Below are 23,088 nucleotides of genomic sequence, written 5' to 3' on the forward strand. Positions count from 1 at the left end.
ATGGCAACAACCTCTCGCGGTTTCTTTCTCGATTTTTCTTTGTTATAGTGCCTACGATTTAAACCTATTGTGACATTGACAAGGAATTGATATGGCATTTGCTTCTCTTTTTACATTACTTGACGATATTACCGCCGTACTGGACGATGTAGCGCTGATGACCAAAGTCGCCGCCAAAAAAACCGCCGGCGTCGTCGGCGACGATTTGGCACTGAATGCCAATCAGGTCGCCGGCGTCCGTGCCGATCGCGAACTGCCGGTGGTGTGGGCGGTAGCAAAGGGATCATTTTGGAATAAAGTGATTTTAGTGCCGCTGGCGTTGCTGATCGCCTCTTTTCTCCCGGCGGCGATTCCTTATTTGCTGATTATCGGCGGTGCTTACCTCTGTTTCGAAGGGGTCGAAAAAATTTTTCACAAACTGCTGCATAAAGCGGATGAACAAGCTGAAAGTGCGGTCGCCGCCGAACTGACGCCGGAACAGGAACAACAAAAAATTAAGGGAGCGATTCGAACCGATTTCATTCTGTCTGCCGAAATCGTCACCATTGCACTCGGCATGGTCAGCGATTACAACCTGCTGACCCAAACACTGGTCTTATCCGTGATTGCACTCGGAATGACCGTGTTGGTCTACGGGCTGGTCGGCGGCATTGTCAAACTGGATGATTTGGGCTTGTGGCTGATGCGCAAGCAAAGTGCGGTCAGCCAACGCCTCGGCAAGGGAATTATTGCGGTCATGCCGCATTTTATGCGCCTGCTGAGCATCGTCGGCACGGCGGCTATGTTTTTGGTCGGCGGCGGCATCATTGCCCATAATTTCGGCCCGATTCATCATTGGTTGGAACAAATGAACTGGCTTGACGGCTGGATATTCAACCTTGCCAGCCTACTGATCGGCGTGATTTGCGGCACCATCGTCTTGGCGATCGTGGCAGGCTTCAGCTCGCTGTTTAAAGGAAAAAATGACGCAGCGCATTAATTTGCCGATTAAAGTGCGGTTTAACCGCACTTTAGTTAGCTGCAATCAAAACCGATTATTCAGACCGACCATTCCGATACAGCCGAAAACACACTTCTCCGCCGATTTTTTCTTTCAACAGCTGCCAATGCGGCGGCACAGGCAGAATGCCGAGTTGTTTTTCCGATTCGATATAAATCAGTGCATTGTCTGCCAACCAATTACCGTTATCTAGCGCTTCAATTGTTGGTGCCAGTAATCCCTGTTGAAACGGTGGATCAAGAAATGCTATGTCATAAGGAGTATCCGAATTACCTTGAGAAAACAATTGCAGGCTATTTCCCTGTTGTACATTACCAGTATGACAATTTAGATGCTGTAAATTTTGCTGCAATTGCTTAGCGATGTCTTTATCCAGTTCGAAAAATTGCACTGCACTTGCTTGTCGGGATAACGCTTCAAATCCCAAACTGCCGCTGCCGGCAAAGCAATCCAGACAACGGGCACCGACAATATGCGGCATCAGCCAGTTGAACAGGGTTTCTTTAATCCGATCGGTGGTCGGGCGCAAGCCTTGCCCGTTCAACACCGGCAGTTTCCGTCCGCGCCAGATACCGGCGATGATCCGCACTTCCCCTTTGTTTTTACTGTGGTGTTTAGCGGATTGAGGAGAAGCTGAGTGTCTCGGTTTTTTCATAACGGCATATCGGTTCAATGTTGGTTGGCGGCTAGTTTATGTTATTTTTGCAAAAAAAGGGATACGCCGACAGCAAAACCGCACTTTTTACGTTATAATTTCGCCATGTTAACCCATTTCCGATATTCCGGATTGCCTGAAATGACATCTGTAATGCGTAAAATACGCTATTATCTGCGGCATAAAGGCCACCAAACTTGGCGTTTGTCGCGCAAAAGCCTTGAATTCGCCTGCCTGTTACTGGGGGCTGCCTGGGTGGCGCTGTTTTCGCTGGGTTTTGCCTTGCTGGCGGATCTGGGGCTGGAATGGAACGCCCATTGGACAACACAGCACCCTTATACGGCGTGGTTGGTGTTACCGCTCGGTATGACCGCACTTGCTTGGTTTACCGCCAAATATGCGCCATATGTTGCCGGCAGCGGTATCCCGCAAGTTATCACCAGTATCGGGCTGCCGCATGGCGCCAATAAAACCCGCTTGGTCGCTTTCACGCAAACACTGTGGAAAATTCCCCTCACCTTTCTCGCCATGTTACTCGGTGCCTCTGTCGGGCGCGAAGGCCCGTCGGTGCAAGTCGGCGCAGCGGTGATGCTGGCATGGGGCAATTTTTGCCGTAAACACAATATCGCCTTCAAAGGACTTTCCGCCAATCAGTTGATGGCAACCGGTGCCGCCGGCGGTTTGGCGGCGGCATTTAATGCGCCGTTGGCAGGCGTTATTTTTGCAATTGAAGAACTGGGACGCGGCGTTCTGCTGCGCTGGGAGCGGCAGGTATTGTTAGGCGTGCTGGCTTCCGGTTTTATTGTGGTGGCGTTGATGGGGAACAACCCCTATTTTCCGCACTATTCAGGCGCTACCGGCGTACCGCAGATGTATCTTTGGGTCTTACTGTGTGCCGCCGTTTGCGGCCTTTTCGGCGGGCTGTTCGCCCGTTTGTTAGGCAAAGGGTTGGCGGCATATTCACCGGCAAAATGGCGCGGTTGGATTCGCCGTCATCCGCTGTGGATCGCCTTTCTGTTAGGTTTGGTGCTGGCGGCATTGGGCAGTTATTCCAACGGCAATACCTATGGCACGGGTTATGATGTCGTCACTCATTTGTTGCATGATGCGCCGCTACAAACCGAAGGCTTAGGCATCGCCAAACTGTTTGCCACCGTTGCCACTTATTGGACCGGCATTGCCGGTGGAATTTTCACTCCGGCACTAACCATCGGCGCATCATTGGGCGCACAAATTTGGGAGGTTAGCGGCGGGGCGGTCGATCAACGGCTATTAGTGTTATTGTCGATGGCGGCCTTTTTAGCCGCCGCCACCCAATCGCCGGTCACCGCCAGTGTGGTAGTGATGGAAATGACCGGCAGCCAGCCGGTGCTGTTCTGGCTGTTGGTTTGCAGTTTACTGGCTTCACTGCTGTCGCGCCAGTTTTGTCCGAAACCGTTTTATCATTTTGCCGCCGGCCGTTTTCGCCAACGCATTCTGGAAAATTCCGCCGAATCCGGTGCGCAAAATAAGGCATAGTACCGTTCACCCATTCATGAAAAGACGTTATGACATCAAATTTTGACTACCACGGCCGTTTTTCGGTCGCCCCGATGCTGGATTGGACAACACGCCATTGCCGCTATTTCCACCGTCAATTCAGCAAACATGCATTGCTCTACACCGAAATGATTACCACCGGTGCGATTATTCACGCCAAATACGACCATTTGCTTTACTCGCCAGACGAACACCCGCTGGCATTGCAATTGGGCGGCAGTAATCCCGAGCAGTTGCGTCTGTGCGCCGAGAAAGCGCAACAACGCGGTTATGCTGAAATCAACCTGAATGTCGGCTGTCCGTCGGATCGGGTACAAAACGGCTTTTTCGGTGCCTGTTTAATGGCGAAAGCCGGTTTAGTGGCGGAATGTGTGGCAGCAATGCAAAGTGCGGTCAAAATACCGGTGACGGTAAAAACCCGTGTCGGTATTGACGATCTCGACAGTTACGATTTTTTATGTGATTTTGTACAAAAAATCGAACGAGCCGGTTGCCGTGAATTGATTGTCCACGCACGCAAAGCGTGGCTTTCGGGCTTAAGCCCGAAAGAGAACCGAGAAATTCCGCCGCTGGATTATGAACGGGTGTATCAACTGAAACGTGACTTTCCAGCCTTATTCATCAGTATTAACGGCGGTATTAAAACCATTGCCGATATGCAGCAGCATTTACAATTTGTCGACGGGGTTATGGTCGGGCGAGAGGCGTACCAAAATCCAAGCTTGCTCGGTTATGTCGATCAGGCTCTGTTTGATCCGCAAAGTGCGGTTGTCACACCGCATCAGGCGGTAGAGGCGATGCTGCCGTACATTGAAAACGAATTGGCGGCAGGTACACATTTGAATCACATCAGCCGTCATATGGTTGGGGCGTTTCAAGGCTGTAAAGGTGCGAAGCAGTGGCGGCGCTATTTAAGCGAGAACGCCCACAAGCCGAACGCGGGAACGGAAGTCATTCAAACCGCACTTTCATTTGTCGACTAGGCATTTGTGAGCCGGATCACAAAAAGTTTTTGAAATTTAAGTCATTGAGATTATCTATCAGCATTTCTCAATGGATTAGTGTAAACTCATCACACTATTTTTTTGCAAATAATTATTTCTATTTTGAACAGGAGAAACACATGGCTTCACGCAGAGAATTGGCAAATGCGATCCGTTTTTTAAGCATGGATGCAGTGCAAAAAGCAAAATCAGGACACCCGGGCGCCCCGATGGGCATGGCGGATATCGCCGAAGTCTTATGGCGTGATTTTTTGGTTCATAACCCGACCAATCCGAGCTGGGCAAACCGTGATCGCTTTGTGCTGTCGAACGGGCACGGTTCGATGCTGATCTACAGTCTGTTGCATCTGAGCGGCTACGATCTGTCGATTGACGATTTGAAACAGTTCCGCCAGCTGCACTCCAAAACGCCGGGCCACCCGGAATACGGCTATGCGCCGGGCGTGGAAACCACCACCGGTCCGTTGGGACAAGGTATCACCAATGCCGTTGGTATGGCGATTGCGGAAAAAACGCTGGCCGGACAATTCAACCGTGCCGGTCATGACATTGTCGATCACCACACTTATGTATTTCTCGGCGACGGCTGTCTGATGGAAGGCATTTCACATGAAGCCTGTTCGTTGGCCGGTACGCTGGGCTTGGGCAAACTGATTGCATTCTATGATGACAACAACATCTCCATCGACGGCCATGTCGACGGCTGGTTCACCGATGACACCCAAAAACGCTTTGAAGCATACGGCTGGCAAGTCATTCCGGCAGTGGACGGCCATGATGCCGAACAGGTGAAAAGTGCGGTTGAACAGGCAAAAGCCGAAACCGGCAAGCCGACCCTGATTATCTGTAAAACCATTATCGGCTACGGCTCCCCGAACAAAGCCGATTCCCACGACAGCCACGGCGCGCCGTTGGGCGATGATGAAATCGCATTAACCCGTAAAGCGCTGAACTGGGCGCACGCCCCGTTTGAAATTCCGGCGGATATTTATGCCGAGTGGGATTGCAAAGCCAAAGGGCAGGCCGCCGAAAAAGCGTGGGACGAAAAATTTGCCGCTTATCAAACCGCCTATCCCGAACTCGCCGCCGAATTAAAACGCCGTGTTGCGGGCGAATTGCCGGCAAACTGGCAAACCGAATCACAAAAATTCATTGAAAAACTGCAAGCCAATCCGGCCGCTATCGCCAGCCGTAAAGCGTCACAAAATGCGATTGAAGCCTATGCCCCGTTATTGCCTGAATTTTTGGGCGGTTCCGCTGATCTGGCCAGCTCGAATTTAACCTTATGGTCAGGCTCCAAGCCTATCCGCGCCAACATTGTCGACGGTAACTATGTGAATTACGGCGTGCGTGAATTTGGTATGTCCGCCATCATGAACGGGATTGCGCTGCACGGCGGTTTCATTCCTTATGGTGCCACCTTCCTGATGTTTATGGAATACGCCCACAATGCGGTGCGCATGTCCGCTCTGATGAAGCAACGCGTATTGTTCGTCTATACCCACGACTCTATCGGCTTGGGCGAAGACGGCCCGACTCACCAACCGGTCGAACAAACCGCAGCCTTGCGTTTAATCCCGAATCTGCAAACCTGGCGCCCGTGCGACCAAGTGGAATCGGCGGTGGCTTGGAAAGCGGCGGTAGAACGCCAAGACGGTCCGAGCGCAATGATTTTCACCCGTCAAAATCTGGCGCAAATGGATCGCAGCGCCGAACAATTGGCCAATGTCGCCCGTGGCGGTTATGTGCTGAAAGATTGCGACGGCACGCCGGAACTGATTTTGATTGCCACCGGCTCTGAAGTGGAATTGGCGGTCAAAGCTGCGGAACAGCTCAGCGCCGACGGCCGTAAAGTACGCGTGGTATCCATGCCGTCCACCAATGTGTTTGATGCGCAGGACGAAGCCTACCGTGAAGCCGTGCTGCCAAGTGCGGTCACAAAACGTGTCGCCGTCGAAGCCGGTATCCGTGATTTCTGGTATAAATACGTCGGCCTCAATGGTCGCATTATCGGTATGAACAGCTTCGGTGAATCCGCTCCGGCAGACCAACTGTTCAAGTTGTTCGGCTTCACCGTTGAAAACGTCGTGGAAAAAGCGAAAGAACTGCTGTAATCACAACACCGCACTATATAACTAATCCCTGTTATCTATTGAAATAACAGGGATTTTTTACGATATCAATTCAAACTCCAACACCCAAAGTGCGGTTTCGTTCGGATAAATCTCTCGAATTACCTCTTTTAACTCACTCAACAGCATATTTTCCTGAGAAGCGTGCCGTTGATTTAATTGGTTAAACGTAATCGGTGTAACCGATAAAATCCGAATTTTTGCAAACCAGCGCTGCATTTCATAAGTCAGCACATCCACCACCGAATCGGGCAAATAGTGACTCTCAGCCTGATCACGAATGGTAATGGTTTTACTGCCGTTGAGAATATCCGCTTCAAAACGTTGGAAAAATGTAATTTGGGTTGGGGGTATCATAAAATATTCCTTATTGCTTTGTAATAAACGGATTTACCCTAAATTATAGGAAGAATCAAAAAGAGTTGCTATACTCAAATTCATCCATGTCCGAATATAAATATTGCCTTAAATGAATATATTGCCCAAAAAAACGCCTTTATACCTTCAAATCATTGAAAAGCTAAAACACGAAATTTTAGCCGAAACCATTCAAGGCTTTCTCCCTTCAGAGGCAGAATTGCAAAAAACATTCAATGTCTCCCGTTCTGTCGTTCGCCAAGCGCTTTCCAAACTGGAAGCCGAAGGTCTGATCGGCAAGGCACAGGGAAAAGGCAGCTTTATTCTGCCGACCACCCGAATCCATCGCATGGTTCAATCATTGAATGGTTTGGGTATGCAAATCGAAAAAATGGGAACGTTGGTTAATACTAAAGTTGTCTCATTTGAACCAGTCGCTTATGAACAGGCAAAACAATTTTGGCATGAAGAAACCGCACTGCATCTCATCAGAGTGCGATCGGATATTACCCAACCTATTGCTTATATCGAAACTTATCTACCGACCAAATACCATCGGTGGCTGACACCGGCCAAGCTGGAAAACCATTCATTGCATCAAATTTTGCAACAAGAAGCCAATATCCGATTAGAACGCTCAACCCGTAGTATTTATGCAATAGCCGCCCCAACCCATATTGCCGAGCAACTCAATATCCCTGTCGGTAATCCCCTTTTGTTACTTAAAGGTCTTACGTTTAATCATCATAACGAAGTGGTTGAAGCATTCTCGACTTACCATCGTGGTGATCGAATAATGTTTGATCTGGAAACCACAATTTAATTTTGCTTATTGACAATCCCAATTTTCTGCCACATTATAACTTGTACGTACATGTTGTGCGTAATTTTAAATTAAGGAGAAGATTATGTCAGTCAAATCGGATTCACCCCCTCAACAAGGAATATTCCCGTTATATGATTATATGAATAAAATTCCGGGCGGCACGATGGTTGTTCCCTTAATTTTAGGTTCAATAATCGGGACTTTTTTCCCAACATTTTTAGGCATAGGTTCCTTTACTACCGCGCTTTTCAAATCCTCCGCCGGCTCATTAATTGCTTTGTTGATTTTTGCGACCGGTATGCAGATTACGCTCCGCAGTTCCGGTCCGGTAATTGCACACACCAGCGTCATCTTATTGTTTAAGACGATTATTCCGGCAGCATTAATTACACTAGTGGGGCTATGGATCGGATCGGACGGCATTATGGGCATTTCTCTGCTGGCTATATTGACTGTCGTTGCAAATTCAAACGGCGGAATTTGGTTGGCCTTCACCGGGAAATACGGTGATTATCGGGATCGAGGTGCTTATATCGCTTCTGCGGTCAATGACGGCCCGTTTTTTGTTTTACTGTTTCTCGGTGTTTCGGGATTAGCCGATATTCCTTTTTCCTTAATGTTGGCAGCGGTTATTCCTCTCTTGGTCGGCATGATTATCGGCAACCTTGATCCTAAATGGACTAATATTATGAAACCGACCGGCGCAATTGTGATCCCTTTTTTTGCCTTCGCACTCGGCACCGGGATTAATCTACATGCAATTGTCACCGGCGGAGCTACCGGCATTATTTTAGGTATTGCCGCCTCGCTACTGACCGGAGCATTCGTTTTCTTCGGTTATAAAACCATTTTACGCAGAGGTAATCAATCGGGTATCGGATTCGCAGCAGGCACCACCGCCGGTAACGCCATTATCACACCAGAAATTGTGGCACAAGCCGATCCCAATATGGCGCAATACGTACAAACTGCTACCGCTCAAATTGCCGCCGCCGTCTTAGTCTCCGCCATCCTCGCCCCGCTTATCGCGGCATGGGTATTAAAACGCCAAGGCGGTCTGGAAGATCATTTCAAAGAGGGAAACTAATATGAAAAAGCCTATTCTTGTTATTGCCGACGACTTGACCGGCGCCAATGATACCGGGGTTATGTTTGCGGAAAAAGGGATGGCAACCATTTTGAATATTAACCCTGATTATTTAAAATACAGTCATTTTTCACAAGCCGACGTATTAACCTTTTCTACCGATTCACGCCCGCTCGGCAAAAAAGCACGGGGAAAAACGAAAAGTGCGGTTGAAATCGGTATGACCCAAGGGATTGATCAAATTTACCTCAAAATCGACTCAACCATGAGAGGCTCTGTGGCCTATCAAATAGAAGGTGCACTTGAAGCATGGCGCACACGCTATCCTGATGCTAAAGCCATTATTTGCCCCGCTTATCCCGAGATGGGCAGAACGATCGAGCAGGGTAAATTATACGTTAACGGTATTGCAGTGAATGAAACCGCCTCCGGTAAAGATCCGATTTGCCCGGTATTATCCGCCTCGATGGAAACGCTATTACCGCAGGCAAGTATCATCAGCAATATTTCCTCGCCGGACGCACTATTCAAAGCCATACAAACATCTGCTGCAACACAATTGGTTATTGATGCAAAAAATCCCCAAGATTTATCCGTCATTGCGGATGTGATCGCTCAATCGGGCAATCGTATTATTCCTGTCGGATCAGCCGGCCTTGCACAAGCACTGAAAATCACACAAAACCGCACTTCTGTTTGCCCGAATACATTCAAATTAAATCGGGCACTTATTTTAGTTACTTCAGTGCATGAAATCAGCCAATCTCAAGTTGATCAATATATTGCGACCACCGGAGGAAAAACCGTCGTATTTAGCCCCCATCCTTCACAATTGATGAATTCCACTATTTCGGAACCGGCTTTAAAACAGCAATTAAAAGCACTGATTCAATGTAGCGACGACAACATTATCATCCGGGCAAATCCGGCTAATATTGTTCAAACAGGAGCGCGGATTAATGACATAGCTCGGTTAATTTCCGCACATTTGGCTGATTTGGGGAAATTCTGTCTTGATAATAGTCTGTTCGATACATTAATTCTATTTGGTGGCGATGGTGCGGCCGCACTGTTAGAAAAATTACAGGTGCATGAAATGGAGATATTACATGCTGTTGTACCGGGTGTGCCTTTATGTACGATTCACGGCGGAAATTACCAAGGCTTAAACGTCATGACCAAATCCGGTGGTTTTGGTGATAAGCAGCTTTTAAGCCATATCATGTCAAAATATACAAAATAGAGGATATATATTATGCCATTACCCATCTTAGCGATCACCATCGGTGATCTTGCCGGCATCGGCCCCGAAATTACGGTGAAAACACTGTTAGCCCACCCGACTCTACGGGAGAAAGCCAAGCTATTTGCTATCGGAGATTACACGGCATTAACCCGTGCGTGTATCCTTTCAGGATATTCGCCAAATCAAATTAAACGAATAACGAATTTAGACGAATTATGCAATACACCTGATACGATAGAGTTATTGGAGATCGGCGAACCATTACCCGCGGTCGAAGCCGGTCAAATTTCCGCTATTGCCGGTGATGCGGCATACCGTTTTTTAGTCAAAGCCTGTCAATTAGGGCAAGAACGCAAAATTAACGGCATTGTCACCGCCCCGCTGAACAAGGAAGCTATGCACGCTGCCGGACATCATTGGCCCGGCCATACTGAAATTTTGGCGCATGAATTCGGCGTAAAAGATTATTCAATGATTCTATCCTCCGGCGATTTCTATCTATTCCATTTAACAACCCATCAATCCCTACATTCCGCCATTGACGATTGTACGACAGAACGAACCTCTACCGTGATTAATTTAGCGTTTGCATTAGCGAAATCACTCAATAAGCCGAAAGCTAAAATCGGGGTATGCGGAATCAACCCGCATGCCGGAGAAAACCGATTATTCGGTAATGAGGATTTGGATCAACTGGCTCCGGCAATTCGGCAAGCACAGAAACATCAGATTAATGTACAGGGCCCCTTGCCTGCCGATGCATTAATTCCACAAGCAGTGAGAGGCAAATGGGATATTGTTATCGCCTGTTATCACGATCAGGGGCATGCGCCCTTCAAAGCCGTATATGGTGACGATGGTGTCAACATCACAGCCGGACTGCCGGTTGTCAGGGTATCGGTGGATCACGGCACCGCTTTTGATATCGCCGGGACAGGCATCGCCAGAGAAACCTCCTTGGTCTTAGCCTGTGAACGGGCTGCGGAACTGGCACCCCAGTGGCATTTAGTCTGGAAATCCCTTCCGCTCTAGCATCATTGAAAAAGCGGATACCGCACTTGGTATCCGTTTATCTGTCGGTATGTATTATTTGGCTAATTCTTTGGCTAATACAGTTTCTTGCTGTAATTCCAGCCCACGATCCTTTGCCTGTTCTTTCTTTACGCATTCCCGTTCATAAGCCTTAAAGAACGGATAATAGATAAAAATATCAAGAATAATCAGACCGATACTAAGAATCGGTGCCCATATATCGCCGCCTGAAACCAAATAAGCACCAATTGGCGCCGGCGTTGTCCACGGTGCCATAAGATAGACACGGTGAATCAAGTCAAAGTCCAGAATTAGGTAAGCGATCACCGCATTTGCCATCGGGGCAAAAATCAGCGGGATAAAGAATAACGGGTTAACCACCATCGGGACGCCATACACAATCGGTTCTCCGATTGAGAAAAACGAGGGTACCAAACCGATTTTACCGATAGAACGTAAATGTGCCGAACGGCTGCGTACCAGTAAAAATGCCAACGCTATCACACCGCCGGAAGCGCCGTGTACTACATAAAAATCCCAAAATGAATTAGTGACAATAAACGGCAATGCCTCGCCCGCTTGCAATGCCGCCAGATTTGCCGCCATATTTTGTAGCAAGAACGGTGTCCACAGCTGCATTAACACCAAGGAGCCGTTAATCCCCAGAAACCACAATAAATGGGTGGCAAATACAAACAGCATAATCGCCCCCAAAGAATCGCTCACTTTAATCAGCGGCGCCATATAATCCATGATCAGCTGAGGAATGGTGACACCCGTCAGGTGTTCAATATAGATGGACAACGGAAAAATAGTGATTAACATGGTTAAAATCGGAATCACAATATTCAGTGATTCGGCAACCGCACTTGGCACTTCTTTCGGTAAACGAATCCGAAGATTGAGGTATTCCAGCAAACGGGTCACTTCCACCGTATAAATCGCAACAAAAATCGCTGAAAACAGCCCGATTCCGCCAAAAAATTTAATATCCATCACCCCGTCTTTGACCGGCGCCGCAATCAGTAAAAACGTCATCACCGACAAAAAAGCGGCCGGCAACGGCTCCCGTTTATAAGCCTTTGCCAAATTGTAAGCAATACTGGCAGAGGTAAATAACGAGATTGCATTAAACGACATTTGAAAAAATGTCCAGCCGTAGTCACTTGCCCAAGTGGCAAATCGCCACCATGCTATCCCAAAACTGTTAGTCGTATTCTGCTCAAAAGGCGGAATCAGTAAAATCATGATAAAACTGCCGACAATCAAAAACGGCAATACGACAATAAAGCCGTCGCGAATGGCGGAAATATGCGGTTGCTTTTCCAGTCTAAGTGCGGTCGGCGTAACATATTTATCCATATAATGGATCATTTTTTGGCTAAATGTACTCATAAAACCGTCTCCTATTCACCATCAACCGCTTTAAAGCACAATACTTGCCACGCCGATTGGTAGTTATGGACGGTTACTTCAATTTCACCATGTTGCTTCGCTTGCGAAAAATCAACCTGCGGATTTAACGCGCTAAGTGCGGTATCACACGGCAAGCTAAAGCGGTTCTCACCTTCGGATAAACCGTCAACAAAGCAATACAAATCCGTCCCTTTACGAGTAAAATGGAAAGTCAGATTCCCGCCTGAACAGGATTCCCGACGACTACACCGCGTGGCATAAATCCCTTCACTGTTCACTACCAACCATGCCCCTAAGCCTTGCAAGCGCTCGACTTGTCCTTCCGGAATCGTACCGTCGGCTTTCGGCCCGATATTCAATAATAGATTCCCGTTGTTCGCCACCACTTCCACCAGCAGTGAAACCAGTTTTTTAACCGAAATCAGATCTGAATCACTTTCATTTTGGTTATATCCGAACGACAAACCCAAACCGCGGCACATTTCCCATTTATGCTCACGGGAAGCTTCACCGTGTTTATATTCTTTCGAAGTAAAGTCACACCAAAGTCCATTCCAACGGTCATCAACCACCCCGTCCCGCACACGATTATAATAATGCGAAAACAATGTCGGCAGCATATGCTCACCTTGCTTCGGCCAACCAATGTCATTCCATAAAACCGCAGGTTGATACTGATCGACCAACTCCATTACCTGATTAAATGCATAATCTGCATAGGCATAAGTCGGACTGGCATTGGACATATTTTGGCTTTCAGTAAAAATCGGTGCAGAAGAAAACGTCCAGTCAATCACGCCCGAATAATAAGTCCCCATTTTTAATCCGACAGCTTCAACCGCACTTTTTAACTCACCCAAGATATCCCGTTTCGGACCGTAATTAAGGCTGTGATAATCGGTATAACGGCTGGGGAACAGGCAAAACCCGTCATGATGTTTGGTAGTCAGCACCACATATTTTGCTCCGGACTGCTTGAACAGTGCCGCCCATGCATTCGGTTGCCATTTTTCGGCCTTCCATAACGGTAAAAAATCACGATAGACAAAATCCTCACCATACGTTTTGACATGATATTCATAAGTTGGCCCCTGTTTCACATTAATCGAATTGAAATACCATTCCGCATACGGATTATTACAAAACCATTGTTCATCGATATCCACTTCCCCCAATTCCCATGTCAACGGTGCAAAAGCAGGCACGGAATAAATTCCCCAATGAACAAAAATACCGAATTTGTAATCCTCATACCAATCAGGCAGTTGGTGGGTTTTGACCGATTCCCAAGTAGCAGAATAGTTTTTTTTCATAATAGTCCCTCAACAATGTGTTAGTCCTTAAAGTAAAACAAGCATAAAAATATGAAAATACTATTCCATATAATCACAATTCAGACAAAATTTTTTATTTCCGTTCACTCATTACTGTGATAAAAATCACGAAAGCATCACTGAAAGACATAGAAGATCCTATATAAAGATGACCGAATTTTTTCTAATTCAGCAAATTCGGTCATCAAAATACCGGCATCACAAAAACCGCACTTCAAATAATAGTATTAAATATAATAGATTAATTTGAAATGCCCGATATTTATTCATCTTTATTAATTTCGGGCAATGAAATAAATAAATCTGCCGATCAAAACAAAGTATATTGTGATGCCCATCACAATACTCAGCCCTGTGGGCTGAAAACATACCTACACACCCTAAATTATGGAATCATTTTTCCAATAATGATTATTGAATTTCATTGTTTACATTAATAGTTTCAAATTTCACTTTATTGAACTGCATGCTCATGTAATCCTGCAAGGAGGTCATATGAAAAAAATCTCATTTAATGAAAAACTGTCTTACGGAGCAGGTGACGGTGCAACCGCATTCGCCGCAGTAACCGTCGGTAGTTTTGCCATGTACTACTTTACCGACGTTATAGGATTATCAGCGACTTTACTCGGGACAGTGCTTTTCTTTACCCGATTATTCGATGCAATCACCAATGTGTTGATGGGATATATCGTAGATATCACCAAAACTAAGCATGGTAAAGCAAGGCCCTGGATCCTCTGGTCTGCAATCCCGTTGGCAATTTCAATTATTCTGCTTTTCAGTGCATCAAAAGGTTGGTCGGAAACATTCTCAATAATCTATGCCGTGACTGCTTATCAACTGTTTTTTCTGATTTATACGGCAAGCAATATTCCCTACGGCACGCTAGGCGCATTAATTACACAAGATCCTAAAGAACGCAGTATGCTCAATGTATTCAGAATGATCTCTTTTTTTATCATGATGTTACTGATTTTAAATATCACCGTACCTTTAGTTGAATTTTTCGGCGGCGATCCCCGTGCCTGGCAAATTGTTGCCATTATTTATTCTGTCATCATGGTACTGATCTTTCTCTATACTTTTTACTTTACCAAAGAAAGAGTTACGGCCGCACAAAAACAAGAACGGATATCCTTATTAAAATCATTTAACTTATTATTAAATAATAAATATTGGATTTTGGTATTCTTGATTATGCTGATGACATGGACATTGCTCGGCACAATGACCGGCATTAATGTTTACTATGCCGACCATATTTTAAAAGATGCCGCATTAGTCGGCGTATTATCGATGTATTTTCTGCTGCCGCTTTTAATCGGATTTTTTAGCATGCCCTATCTCTTAAATCGATTTAAACGGCGCAATATCATTATTGCAGGTCTTGTTTTACTGATACTCGGCAGTAGCTTGATTCTAATTAAAACAGACTCGCTTTTGATTGTTTATAGCGGATCGATATTACGGGGAATCGGCTTTGCCCCGATTATGGGCAGTGCCTATGCTATGCTCGCCGATACCATAGATTATGGCGAATGGAAACAAGGTATTAGAATCGAAGGAATTGTTTACAGTGGAGGAACATTCAGTACAACCTTAGCAGGGGGGCTCTCTGCCGGTATTGCCGGCTGGGTACTCGGTTTTGGCGGCTATATCTCCGGTGTTGCCGCCGGCGAACAACCGCAAACCGTAAAAACCGCAATTGAAACTATTTTTATCCATATCCCGATAGTGCTCGCCGTCATAACCATCGGCTTAATGGTGATTTATAAATTAGATAAAGAATACCCGAAAATTTTAAAGGATTTGAAATTACTGGCTGAAAAATAAGGTAACCGGCTAATTCATATTATTCTTTAAAACGCCCCGATTTAAGGGGCGTTATCATATAACACTTAAAATGCTGTTTTATACACGGCCAAAATCAGCTCCGGGGTACATTCTCTCGGATTTCCGCCGGTGCAGACATCATTGAACGCATCAATCGAAAGTGCGGTCAAATCGACTTCTTTAACCCCAATTTCAGACAATTTTTCCGGTATGCCTACATCTCTTGACAGCTGTTTGACCGCATTAATCGCAGCAAAACGATATTCGCTTTGTTGCATATCGTCCACATTTTTCACTCCCATCGCACGGGCAATTTCACGGTATTTTTCACCGCTGTAATCTTGATTAAACTCCATCACATACGGCAGCAGTACCGCATTAGCTATGCCGTGCGGTGTGTCGTAATAAGCCGAAAGCGGGTGCGCCATGCCGTGCACCACGCCCAAGCCGACATTGGAAAAGCCCATCCCGGCAATGTATTGCCCTAATGCCATGCCTTCTCGACCCTCAGGTTCATTATTGACCGCACTTCGCAACGATTTGGCAATCAGTTCTATCGCTTTCAAATGCAAGGCATCGGTCAGTTCCCATGCCGCTTTGGTGGTGTACCCCTCAATTGCGTGGGTGAGTGCATCCATGCCTGTCGCTGCCGTTAATCCTTTCGGCATGCTGGACATCATGTTCGGATCGACAATAGCCACTGTCGGCACGTCATGTACATCAACACAGACGAATTTGCGTTTATGTTCTTCATCGGTGATCACATAATTAATCGTCACTTCTGCGGCTGTACCTGCGGTTGTCGGCACGGCAATAATCGGCACGCATTTTTTATTGGTCGGTGCCACGCCCTCAAGCGAAACGACGTCGGAAAATTCCGGATTATTGATAATAATGCCGATTGCCTTTGCGGTATCAATCGGTGAACCGCCACCGATGGCAATTAAATAATCCGCCTCTGCCTGCTTAAACGCTGCAACGCCTTGCTTGATGATAGCCACACTCGGATTGGCTTTGACCCGATCAAAAATATCATACGCCAGACCGGCTTGATCCAAAAGTGCGGTCACTTTGCTTGCCACGCCGAATTTAATCAGCTCGTTATCAGTTACCACCAGTGCTTTATTAAAACCACGACTGACGGCTTCATGTCCAATATGATCAATCGCACCGTTACCGTGATAACTGGTTTCGTTCAGAATAATTCTGTTTGCCATAATTTATACCTCGTTTTAAGTGAATGAATACCAAATATAGTGAAAATGATTATGCCGCCTGCTTCAATGTACAAGCTTTGCCTTTATTGTTTTAAATAAATTAAGGCAGGAATTTTCCTGCCTTAATTTGTTGATGTTATTAATACAACACGCCTTGCGCTTCTTCCGAATCAATATTATCTTTGGTAATGAAAACCACCCCGGTATCGATGAATTTTTCGATTTGTTTGCCGTCAATCACGTCTTTAATAGCAGTTACGCCTTTGTAGCCCATTTGGTAAGAGGATTGCACCACAATGCCTTCCAGTGTCCCGTCACGCACAAAACTTTGCAAATCCTGATTGCCGTCAAACCCGACCGCCACCAGTTTACCGGCATACCCACGTTCTTTTATCGCCCGAGCCATACCAACCGCAGTCGGCTCATTGGCACCAAAGATCGCCGTTAAATCAGGGTGAGATGTCAACACATCAATGGTTTGATTCAGTGCGGTCACCATGTCCGATTGAGAGTAGAATGGTCCGACCATAGCGATATCGGCATTTTCTTTGATTTTATCTACAAAACCGCCGGTGCGCTCAATTGCACTGGCCGCACCGGGGGTGAACGACATCACTGCCACTTTGCCTTTAGTCCCGTTCTTCTCTAACAGTTTTTCTGCCGCCAATTTGCCCGCTGCACGATTATCAGTAGCCAGAAAAGATTGATAATATTTGCCGTCACTGTTGATACCGGAATCGATCATCACCACCGGAATGCCTCGCTCATAAGCGGCTTTCACCGCCGGCACCAGCGCATCGGGGTCGGAAGCCGCCAAAACAATCCCTGCCACCCCACGATTCACCGCATTGTTGACCATATTAACCTGTTCATCGATAGCGGTTTCGGCTTGCGGCCCTTGGAAAGAAATATTGTATTGTCCGCCAATCTCTTTTCCGGCCTGTACCGCACCTTTGTTGACGTTTTGCCAGAAGTTAGCATTTGCGGTTTTAACGATAACCGCAATTTCACTGGATTTTGCCATCACCGATGCGCTGATTAAGGCAGAAAAGCCAACGAGAGCTGCCAATGTGGCGACTGCGAATTTTTTCATGTTGTGCTCCTTGTTTGTGGTTAAACTGGATTAGGAAATGAACCGCTTATTTCTTTTTGGTCTGTCTTAACTGATCAATAGACACCGTCACAATGATCACCAAACCGATGATAATTTGTTGAATAAAGGCTGATACTCCGTTCATATTCAGGCCGTTACGCAACACCCCGATAATAAAGGAACCGATTAATGTACCCGGAATCGTACCGACACCGCCCATTAACGATGTTCCACCGACAACCGCACTGGCGATTGCGTCTAACTCATAAGCCACACCACCGTTCGGTTGTGCCGTAACCAAACGAGACGCCAAAATCACACCGGCCAAACCCGATAATAAACCGCTGGCAATATAGGCATAATTTTTCACTTGATTGGTTTTGATGCCTGATAGTCGGGCCGCCTCTTCATTCGAACCGATAGCGTAGATATAGCGTCCGACACGCAATTTATTCAGGGCAAACGTGAACATCAACGCAATGACAATCATAATAATCACCGGATACGGAATCCCCGGGAATTTGACTAGCGGCAAGCCGTTTGCCCCTTGTTCCACCACACGGAACAGTGCGCCGTTACCCAAATAAGAGAATGATTCAGGCATGCCGGAAACCGGGGCGGCGTTGGTCACATATAACGCAACCCCACGGGCGACCATCATCATACCAAGGGTAGCAATAAACGGCGGTAGTTTCATTTTGGTGACGAGAATACCGTTGGCATAACCGCAAATACCGCCGACCAAAATGCCGCCGATCATACCAATCGGTACCGGAATTCCGGCATTAACAAACATTGCCGCCGCAACCCCGGACAACGCCACCACCGAGCCGGTGCTCAAATCGATTCCACCGGTTAAAATCACACAAGTTGCGCCGATCCCGATTAGCGCAATAGTTGATGTCTGCAAACCAATGGTCATAATATTATTGAGCGTAAAGAAATAATCATTACTGACACTAAAGGCGACTACCAACAGCAACAACCCCGCCAATGATGCCAATTTTCTCAACATGTCTTTTTGTTTATCGTTCATCTCGTCACCCTGTTATTTTTAGCAAATATAATCTCTGGCAAACATATTCTTCACCCCGGTGGCATACTGCATAATCTCTTCTTGGTTTGTCGACTTAGTTTCCAACATGCCGGTCATTTGCCCTTCCCGCATGACAATGACACGGTCGGAAACCCCTAAGACCTCAGGCAATTCCGACGAAATCACAATCACCCCGACGCCGTTTGCCGCCAATTCGTCCAATAATTGGTAAATGGCATATTTCGCACCGACATCAATACCCCGTGTCGGTTCATCAAAAATCATCACCGTCGCATCACGGAATAACCATTTGCCGATCACCACTTTCTGCTGGTTACCACCACTCAGGTTATTCACCAATTGTTCAACAGTCGGTGTTTTAATTTCCATTTTATCGACAAAGGTTTTGGCTGCTCTCACTTCCGCATCTTTGGAAATCAGCCCCACAGCACTGCAAACTTTATCCATTGACGCCATAGTAATGTTTTCACGGATACACATTCGCACCGCTACACCGTTCAATTTGCGGTCTTCGGAAAGATAGGCAATCCCGGCTTTGATCGAATCAGACGGACTTTTAATACTGACTTTCTTGTGATGGACAAAAATTTCCCCTTTATCCAACGGATCCGCACCAAAAATCGAGCGTGCCAACTCAGTCCGTTTTGCCCCGACCAATCCGGTAATCCCCAAAATTTCACCGCGCCGTAAATCAAAATTAAGCGGTTTAAACACGCCGTAACGTTCTGCATTCATCACCGACAAAATAATATCGTCTTCGATAATCGCTGTTTTCGGCGGGAAATGGTTATCCAGAGAACGCCCCACCATTTTAGTGATGATCTGATCCATACCGATCTCGGCAAAACGATGATTGGAAACATACATGCCGTCACGAAAAATCGTAATGTGATCGCAAATCCGCTTCAGTTCTTCCATGCGATGTGAAATATAGACTATACAAACCCCTTTGGCTTTTAAACGATGCACCAACTCAAACAGACGGTCGATCTCTTTTTCGGTCAGGGCGGAAGTCGGTTCATCCATGATCAATACTTCCACATCAAAGGACAATGCTTTGGCAATTTCAACCATCTGCTGTTTCGCTACCGACAACATATTAACAATATCACCGGGCGCCACATCAATATCAAACATCGACAATAACTCAGCCGCATCGTTGTTCATTTTGCGCTTATCGACCAAACCGTATTTCAACGGTTCGCGGGCAAAGAAAATATTTTCCGCCACCGTCAAGTGCGGTATCAGGTTCAATTCCTGAAAAATCATACTAATCCCGTTTTTTTGCGCCTCCAGCACCGATGCAAACCGCACTTTCTCCCCTTTGTAGCGGATCTCGCCCTGTTCGGGGTGATGAACCCCGATTAGGCATTTCATCAAGGTCGATTTCCCTGCACCGTTTTCCCCCATCAATGCATGAACTTCACCTTTACGCAGTGCTAAATGCACCTCTTTTAGTGCATGTACTGCGCCGAACGATTTACTGATGTTGGTCATGGAAAGCAGCGGGGCTGCTTGAGATTGATTTTCCATGTCACACTCCTGATTTTGTTTTTAGCGATGGCTATTCTTCGATTCTTAATCCATAAGTGCTGAATTTACCGAGTACGACCTGAATTTCATCATCCGACAATACCGGCACGTTATCCGTAATCGACAACAAGCGCATATACCAAGTCGCCAGCACTTCCACTTCATGCGCCAGCCACAACGCTTTTTTCAGATTTTTTTCCGCTGCAATTAGCCCGTGATGCTGCAATAAAATCGCCTTGCTTTGGCTAATGCCTTGCTGCACATATTCCGCCAGTTTCGGTGTACCGAAGGTGGCGTAAGGTACACACGGAATTCGATTGGTTCCGCTGACGGCAATCATGTAGTGAATTGCCGGAATGTCTTTGCCTAAAATCGACACCGCCGAACAGTTGATCGAATGGTTATGCACCACCGCATCCAAATCCGGCCGCACTTCATACACCGCATGGTGAAAACGCCATTCGCTGGACGGTAATTTACCCGCTTCATAATGACCGTCCGCATCGACATACACGATGGAATCTTCGGTCATTAAATCGTATGGCGTACCGGTCGGGGTAATCAACATACCGCCGTTATAACGTACACTGACATTGCCTGCCGTACCTTGATTCAAGCCTAAACGCGTCATTTCAAGGCAGGTATCGATAATTTCTCGGGAAAGTTGTTTTCTGTTCATTTTTTATCCTTAGCTGTCGGCATTACGCAATCGGCGTAACACCTTTTTTTAAAATAATATTGCCGTATTTCGCCAGTTCACCGCTGACCACCACCGCATAAGCCTTCTCCGCTCGCGCATAAAAAGCAAAACGGTCAATGCGTTCAAATTTCGGCACGCTGCCGACCGCACTTTCAATTGCCGCCATATAACGAATCTCAACGCTCGAATCCAGGCTGTCTCCGGCAACGGCGCTCATCATGATTAACGGAGCGTCAACATATTGATCGTATTCAAACAACGGGCTGATTGCCGTCAATAACGTCGCGACATCAATCCCGTCGGCACGAATCACCCGAGAGTGCAATTGATGCGCCGGAAAATGAGCATCGGACAACACAATCTCGTCACCATGTCCCATTTCCGCCAATGTTTTTAATAACACCGGCGAAATTGCCGGATGAATCCCTTTTAACATAGTCTTTCCTTCATATTGCTACTCATGTTCAGAATAACGTTGTAGCCATGCTTGATAAGCCTCATGGTCAGCCGACGGCAAAATTTGTTTGCGCTGCGGCTGCATATGCTGTTGGGCAACCTCAATCGAGCGATAATATTGTGCGCCGGCAAAAGTGAACATCGCCGCCCCCAATACCGTCGCTTCCGCCACATCAACAATTTCAATCGGCAGCCCCAACACATCAGCCCGAATTTGATTCCACAACCGATTTTTTGAACCGCCGCCGACACAAATCAAACTGCTTGCTTGAAAATGGCTGACCTGTTCCAACGTAGTCAAACCGCACTTGAGCTGATATGCCATATATTCCAGTGCCGAACGATAAATTTGCGCCCGTTGGCTGTGCAGCGACAAGCCGCTAATTTTGCCGCTCCGAGCAAAATTCTCCGCATTATTAAAATTGCCGTGCCACTCGACACCGCCGGAGCCAACATCAATATTTTCTGCTTCGCTGATCATGGTGTCGTAATAATGCGGTGTATTCAGGACATCGGTATAAAACCGCTTGCCGACCCATTCCACCACGCCTGATCCCAGCCACTGTACCCCGGGCGTGAAATAGCCTGTTTTGGCATCAAATTCCGTGGTCAGCCCCTGATTAATCAAACTAAAGTGCGGTTCGGCTTTGGCAGTACGCGCCATCAGAATTTCCCATGTGCCGGAGCTCAATACCGGCTGATTCGGCTTTGCGCCCGAACCGAAAATCGCAAACTGCGTATCATGGCCACAGGAAATAACCGGAATAGCGGCAGGCAGCCCCATCTGACGGGCAATCTCAGCTCTCAATTCTCCGACAGGTTGTCCGGCTTCGACTATCGGCGGAAAATGTTTGTCGGTCAGCGCCAACACGGAAAGGATATTCGGCTCCCAATCACCGCGTTGCAAATTGGTTAACATTGACGTACCCGCCATGGTTTTATCAGTGCTGAATACGCCGGTTAGCCAGTGATTCAACATTGACGAGATAAAAACAAATTTATCCATACGCCGGTAAATATCGGAACGATTTTCTTTCAACCACAGCAGCTTAAATAAAGTATTGAAGCTGTACAGCCCGATTCCGTTAGCAGTATAAAGCTGTTCAACATCAATATAATCGGCAATGTTTTGCATAATCGGAATAGTGCGGGGACATTTCCATGAAATAATCGGATAAATCTGTTTGCCGTGTCGGTCAAACGGAGCGCCATCAACGCCGAAAGTCGTTACCGAAATACCGATAATATCTTGAATATCATAATGATGATGACCAAGCTGAACGACCACATGACGCGCGCACTCAGATAATTTGTTACAAATTTCCTCGAAATCCCAAATGTGAAAATCGCTTGATTCTTCGCCTGTTTTAGTCGCACTGGCAATATGGTGCGATGCCAGAATCTTGCCCTTTTCATCAAGTGCAATCGTTCTGGTGTTGGTCGCACCACAGTCAAAAATCAGTACAATAGGCATAAAATTCTCCCAAGTGCGGTTTAAATTAACCGCACTTTATCTTGGTCAGGCATCAAATGCCCGACCTTGTCTTATCAATACGATGAGAATAGTT

At 46.6% G+C, this 23,088-nt stretch carries 20 protein-coding genes; 9 read left to right on the plus strand and 11 right to left on the minus strand.

Annotation, left to right across the window (positions count from 1 at the left end):
- Positions 1-91: 91 nt before the first annotated feature.
- The gene (locus OA57_RS07200; protein WP_034615597.1) at positions 92-979 is read left to right on the plus strand and encodes a DUF808 domain-containing protein; all 888 of its coding nucleotides are present in this window, start codon (positions 92-94) and stop codon (positions 977-979) included.
- A 55-nt stretch (positions 980-1,034) separates the two neighbouring features.
- Here OA57_RS07200 and rsmD read toward each other — a convergent pair whose 3' ends face one another.
- Positions 1,035-1,655 (minus strand): 16S rRNA (guanine(966)-N(2))-methyltransferase RsmD, encoded by a 621-nt coding sequence (gene rsmD / locus OA57_RS07205; RefSeq protein ID WP_034615601.1) that lies wholly within the window; start codon positions 1,653-1,655, stop codon positions 1,035-1,037.
- A gap of 141 nt (positions 1,656-1,796) precedes the next feature.
- Between rsmD and OA57_RS07210 the strand changes: the two genes are divergently transcribed.
- From OA57_RS07210 to tkt, 3 genes are all read left to right on the plus strand, one after another.
- Complete coding sequence (locus tag OA57_RS07210; protein ID WP_034615716.1) at positions 1,797-3,173, plus strand: chloride channel protein; 1,377 nt, start codon at positions 1,797-1,799, stop codon at positions 3,171-3,173.
- Positions 3,174-3,202: 29 nt separating this feature from the next.
- Positions 3,203-4,177 carry a tRNA dihydrouridine(20/20a) synthase DusA gene (gene dusA / locus OA57_RS07215; RefSeq protein WP_034615603.1) on the plus strand — a complete coding sequence of 325 codons (975 nt, stop codon included), beginning with the start codon at positions 3,203-3,205 and terminating at the stop codon, positions 4,175-4,177.
- Between the two features lie 140 nt (positions 4,178-4,317).
- Positions 4,318-6,312, plus strand: coding sequence for a transketolase (tkt, locus tag OA57_RS07220; RefSeq protein ID WP_034615606.1), 1,995 nt, complete (start codon positions 4,318-4,320; stop codon positions 6,310-6,312).
- A 57-nt stretch (positions 6,313-6,369) separates the two neighbouring features.
- Here tkt and yqfB read toward each other — a convergent pair whose 3' ends face one another.
- Positions 6,370-6,687 carry a N(4)-acetylcytidine aminohydrolase gene (yqfB, locus tag OA57_RS07225; protein WP_034615609.1) on the minus strand — a complete coding sequence of 106 codons (318 nt, stop codon included), beginning with the start codon at positions 6,685-6,687 and terminating at the stop codon, positions 6,370-6,372.
- A gap of 112 nt (positions 6,688-6,799) precedes the next feature.
- Between yqfB and OA57_RS07230 the strand changes: the two genes are divergently transcribed.
- From OA57_RS07230 to pdxA, 4 genes are all read left to right on the plus strand, one after another.
- Entirely contained in the window at positions 6,800-7,510 is a 711-nt protein-coding gene (locus OA57_RS07230; RefSeq protein ID WP_034615612.1) for a GntR family transcriptional regulator, read from the plus strand.
- Between the two features lie 142 nt (positions 7,511-7,652).
- Positions 7,653-8,600 carry a 2-keto-3-deoxygluconate permease gene (locus OA57_RS07235; RefSeq protein ID WP_052122423.1) on the plus strand — a complete coding sequence of 316 codons (948 nt, stop codon included), beginning with the start codon at positions 7,653-7,655 and terminating at the stop codon, positions 8,598-8,600.
- A 1-nt stretch (position 8,601) separates the two neighbouring features.
- Positions 8,602-9,843, plus strand: coding sequence for a four-carbon acid sugar kinase family protein (locus tag OA57_RS07240; RefSeq protein WP_034615616.1), 1,242 nt, complete (start codon positions 8,602-8,604; stop codon positions 9,841-9,843).
- Positions 9,844-9,855: 12 nt separating this feature from the next.
- Entirely contained in the window at positions 9,856-10,878 is a 1,023-nt protein-coding gene (pdxA, locus tag OA57_RS07245; RefSeq protein ID WP_034615620.1) for a 4-hydroxythreonine-4-phosphate dehydrogenase PdxA, read from the plus strand.
- 54 nt (positions 10,879-10,932) lie between these two features.
- Here the strand turns inward: pdxA and OA57_RS07250 are convergent, their stop codons facing one another.
- Positions 10,933-12,273, minus strand: a complete 1,341-nt coding sequence (locus tag OA57_RS07250) for a PTS sugar transporter subunit IIC (RefSeq protein ID WP_034615623.1) — start codon at positions 12,271-12,273, stop codon at positions 10,933-10,935.
- Positions 12,274-12,284: 11 nt separating this feature from the next.
- Entirely contained in the window at positions 12,285-13,607 is a 1,323-nt protein-coding gene (locus OA57_RS07255) for an alpha-L-fucosidase (RefSeq protein WP_034615624.1), read from the minus strand.
- 516 nt (positions 13,608-14,123) lie between these two features.
- On the opposite strand from OA57_RS07255, the gene OA57_RS07260 reads away from it, so the two are divergent.
- Positions 14,124-15,464, plus strand: a complete 1,341-nt coding sequence (locus OA57_RS07260) for an MFS transporter (protein WP_034615627.1) — start codon at positions 14,124-14,126, stop codon at positions 15,462-15,464.
- A gap of 65 nt (positions 15,465-15,529) precedes the next feature.
- On the opposite strand, the gene fucO is transcribed toward OA57_RS07260, so the two are convergent.
- The 7 genes from fucO to fucK all read right to left on the minus strand — a co-directional run bounded on the left by fucO (position 15,530) and on the right by fucK (position 22,994).
- Positions 15,530-16,681, minus strand: coding sequence for a lactaldehyde reductase (gene fucO, locus OA57_RS07265; protein ID WP_034615630.1), 1,152 nt, complete (start codon positions 16,679-16,681; stop codon positions 15,530-15,532).
- A gap of 139 nt (positions 16,682-16,820) precedes the next feature.
- Positions 16,821-17,774, minus strand: coding sequence for an ABC transporter substrate-binding protein (locus OA57_RS07270; protein ID WP_034615633.1), 954 nt, complete (start codon positions 17,772-17,774; stop codon positions 16,821-16,823).
- A 46-nt stretch (positions 17,775-17,820) separates the two neighbouring features.
- On the minus strand, positions 17,821-18,810 hold the full coding sequence (locus OA57_RS07275) for an ABC transporter permease (protein WP_034615636.1): 990 nt from the start codon (positions 18,808-18,810) through the stop codon (positions 17,821-17,823).
- An 18-nt stretch (positions 18,811-18,828) separates the two neighbouring features.
- Positions 18,829-20,364, minus strand: a complete 1,536-nt coding sequence (locus OA57_RS07280; protein ID WP_034615639.1) for a sugar ABC transporter ATP-binding protein — start codon at positions 20,362-20,364, stop codon at positions 18,829-18,831.
- A gap of 31 nt (positions 20,365-20,395) precedes the next feature.
- A complete protein-coding gene (locus tag OA57_RS07285) occupies positions 20,396-21,043 on the minus strand; it encodes an L-fuculose-phosphate aldolase (RefSeq protein ID WP_034615642.1) in 648 nt (215 codons plus the stop codon).
- 22 nt (positions 21,044-21,065) lie between these two features.
- Entirely contained in the window at positions 21,066-21,500 is a 435-nt protein-coding gene (fucU, locus tag OA57_RS07290) for an L-fucose mutarotase (protein ID WP_034615644.1), read from the minus strand.
- An 18-nt stretch (positions 21,501-21,518) separates the two neighbouring features.
- Positions 21,519-22,994, minus strand: coding sequence for an L-fuculokinase (fucK, locus tag OA57_RS07295; protein ID WP_034615646.1), 1,476 nt, complete (start codon positions 22,992-22,994; stop codon positions 21,519-21,521).
- Between the last annotated feature and the right edge of the window lie 94 nt (positions 22,995-23,088).

Source organism: Chelonobacter oris, assembly GCF_000772535.1.
Lineage (GTDB): Bacteria > Pseudomonadota > Gammaproteobacteria > Enterobacterales > Pasteurellaceae > Chelonobacter > Chelonobacter oris.

Bases quoted from the DNA above. Each gene is read 5' to 3' on its own strand.
- OA57_RS07200 (WP_034615597.1), top strand. From the start codon at position 92: ATGGCATTTGCTTCTCTTTTTACATTACTTGACGATATTACCGCCGTA.
- rsmD (WP_034615601.1), bottom strand. From the start codon at position 1,655: ATGAAAAAACCGAGACACTCAGCTTCTCCTCAATCCGCTAAACACCAC.
- OA57_RS07210 (WP_034615716.1), top strand. From the start codon at position 1,797: ATGACATCTGTAATGCGTAAAATACGCTATTATCTGCGGCATAAAGGC.
- dusA (WP_034615603.1), top strand. From the start codon at position 3,203: ATGACATCAAATTTTGACTACCACGGCCGTTTTTCGGTCGCCCCGATG.
- tkt (WP_034615606.1), top strand. From the start codon at position 4,318: ATGGCTTCACGCAGAGAATTGGCAAATGCGATCCGTTTTTTAAGCATG.
- yqfB (WP_034615609.1), bottom strand. From the start codon at position 6,687: ATGATACCCCCAACCCAAATTACATTTTTCCAACGTTTTGAAGCGGAT.
- OA57_RS07230 (WP_034615612.1), top strand. From the start codon at position 6,800: ATGAATATATTGCCCAAAAAAACGCCTTTATACCTTCAAATCATTGAA.
- OA57_RS07235 (WP_052122423.1), top strand. From the start codon at position 7,653: ATGAATAAAATTCCGGGCGGCACGATGGTTGTTCCCTTAATTTTAGGT.
- OA57_RS07240 (WP_034615616.1), top strand. From the start codon at position 8,602: ATGAAAAAGCCTATTCTTGTTATTGCCGACGACTTGACCGGCGCCAAT.
- pdxA (WP_034615620.1), top strand. From the start codon at position 9,856: ATGCCATTACCCATCTTAGCGATCACCATCGGTGATCTTGCCGGCATC.
- OA57_RS07250 (WP_034615623.1), bottom strand. From the start codon at position 12,273: ATGAGTACATTTAGCCAAAAAATGATCCATTATATGGATAAATATGTT.
- OA57_RS07255 (WP_034615624.1), bottom strand. From the start codon at position 13,607: ATGAAAAAAAACTATTCTGCTACTTGGGAATCGGTCAAAACCCACCAA.
- OA57_RS07260 (WP_034615627.1), top strand. From the start codon at position 14,124: ATGAAAAAAATCTCATTTAATGAAAAACTGTCTTACGGAGCAGGTGAC.
- fucO (WP_034615630.1), bottom strand. From the start codon at position 16,681: ATGGCAAACAGAATTATTCTGAACGAAACCAGTTATCACGGTAACGGT.
- OA57_RS07270 (WP_034615633.1), bottom strand. From the start codon at position 17,774: ATGAAAAAATTCGCAGTCGCCACATTGGCAGCTCTCGTTGGCTTTTCT.
- OA57_RS07275 (WP_034615636.1), bottom strand. From the start codon at position 18,810: ATGAACGATAAACAAAAAGACATGTTGAGAAAATTGGCATCATTGGCG.
- OA57_RS07280 (WP_034615639.1), bottom strand. From the start codon at position 20,364: ATGGAAAATCAATCTCAAGCAGCCCCGCTGCTTTCCATGACCAACATC.
- OA57_RS07285 (WP_034615642.1), bottom strand. From the start codon at position 21,043: ATGAACAGAAAACAACTTTCCCGAGAAATTATCGATACCTGCCTTGAA.
- fucU (WP_034615644.1), bottom strand. From the start codon at position 21,500: ATGTTAAAAGGGATTCATCCGGCAATTTCGCCGGTGTTATTAAAAACA.
- fucK (WP_034615646.1), bottom strand. From the start codon at position 22,994: ATGCCTATTGTACTGATTTTTGACTGTGGTGCGACCAACACCAGAACG.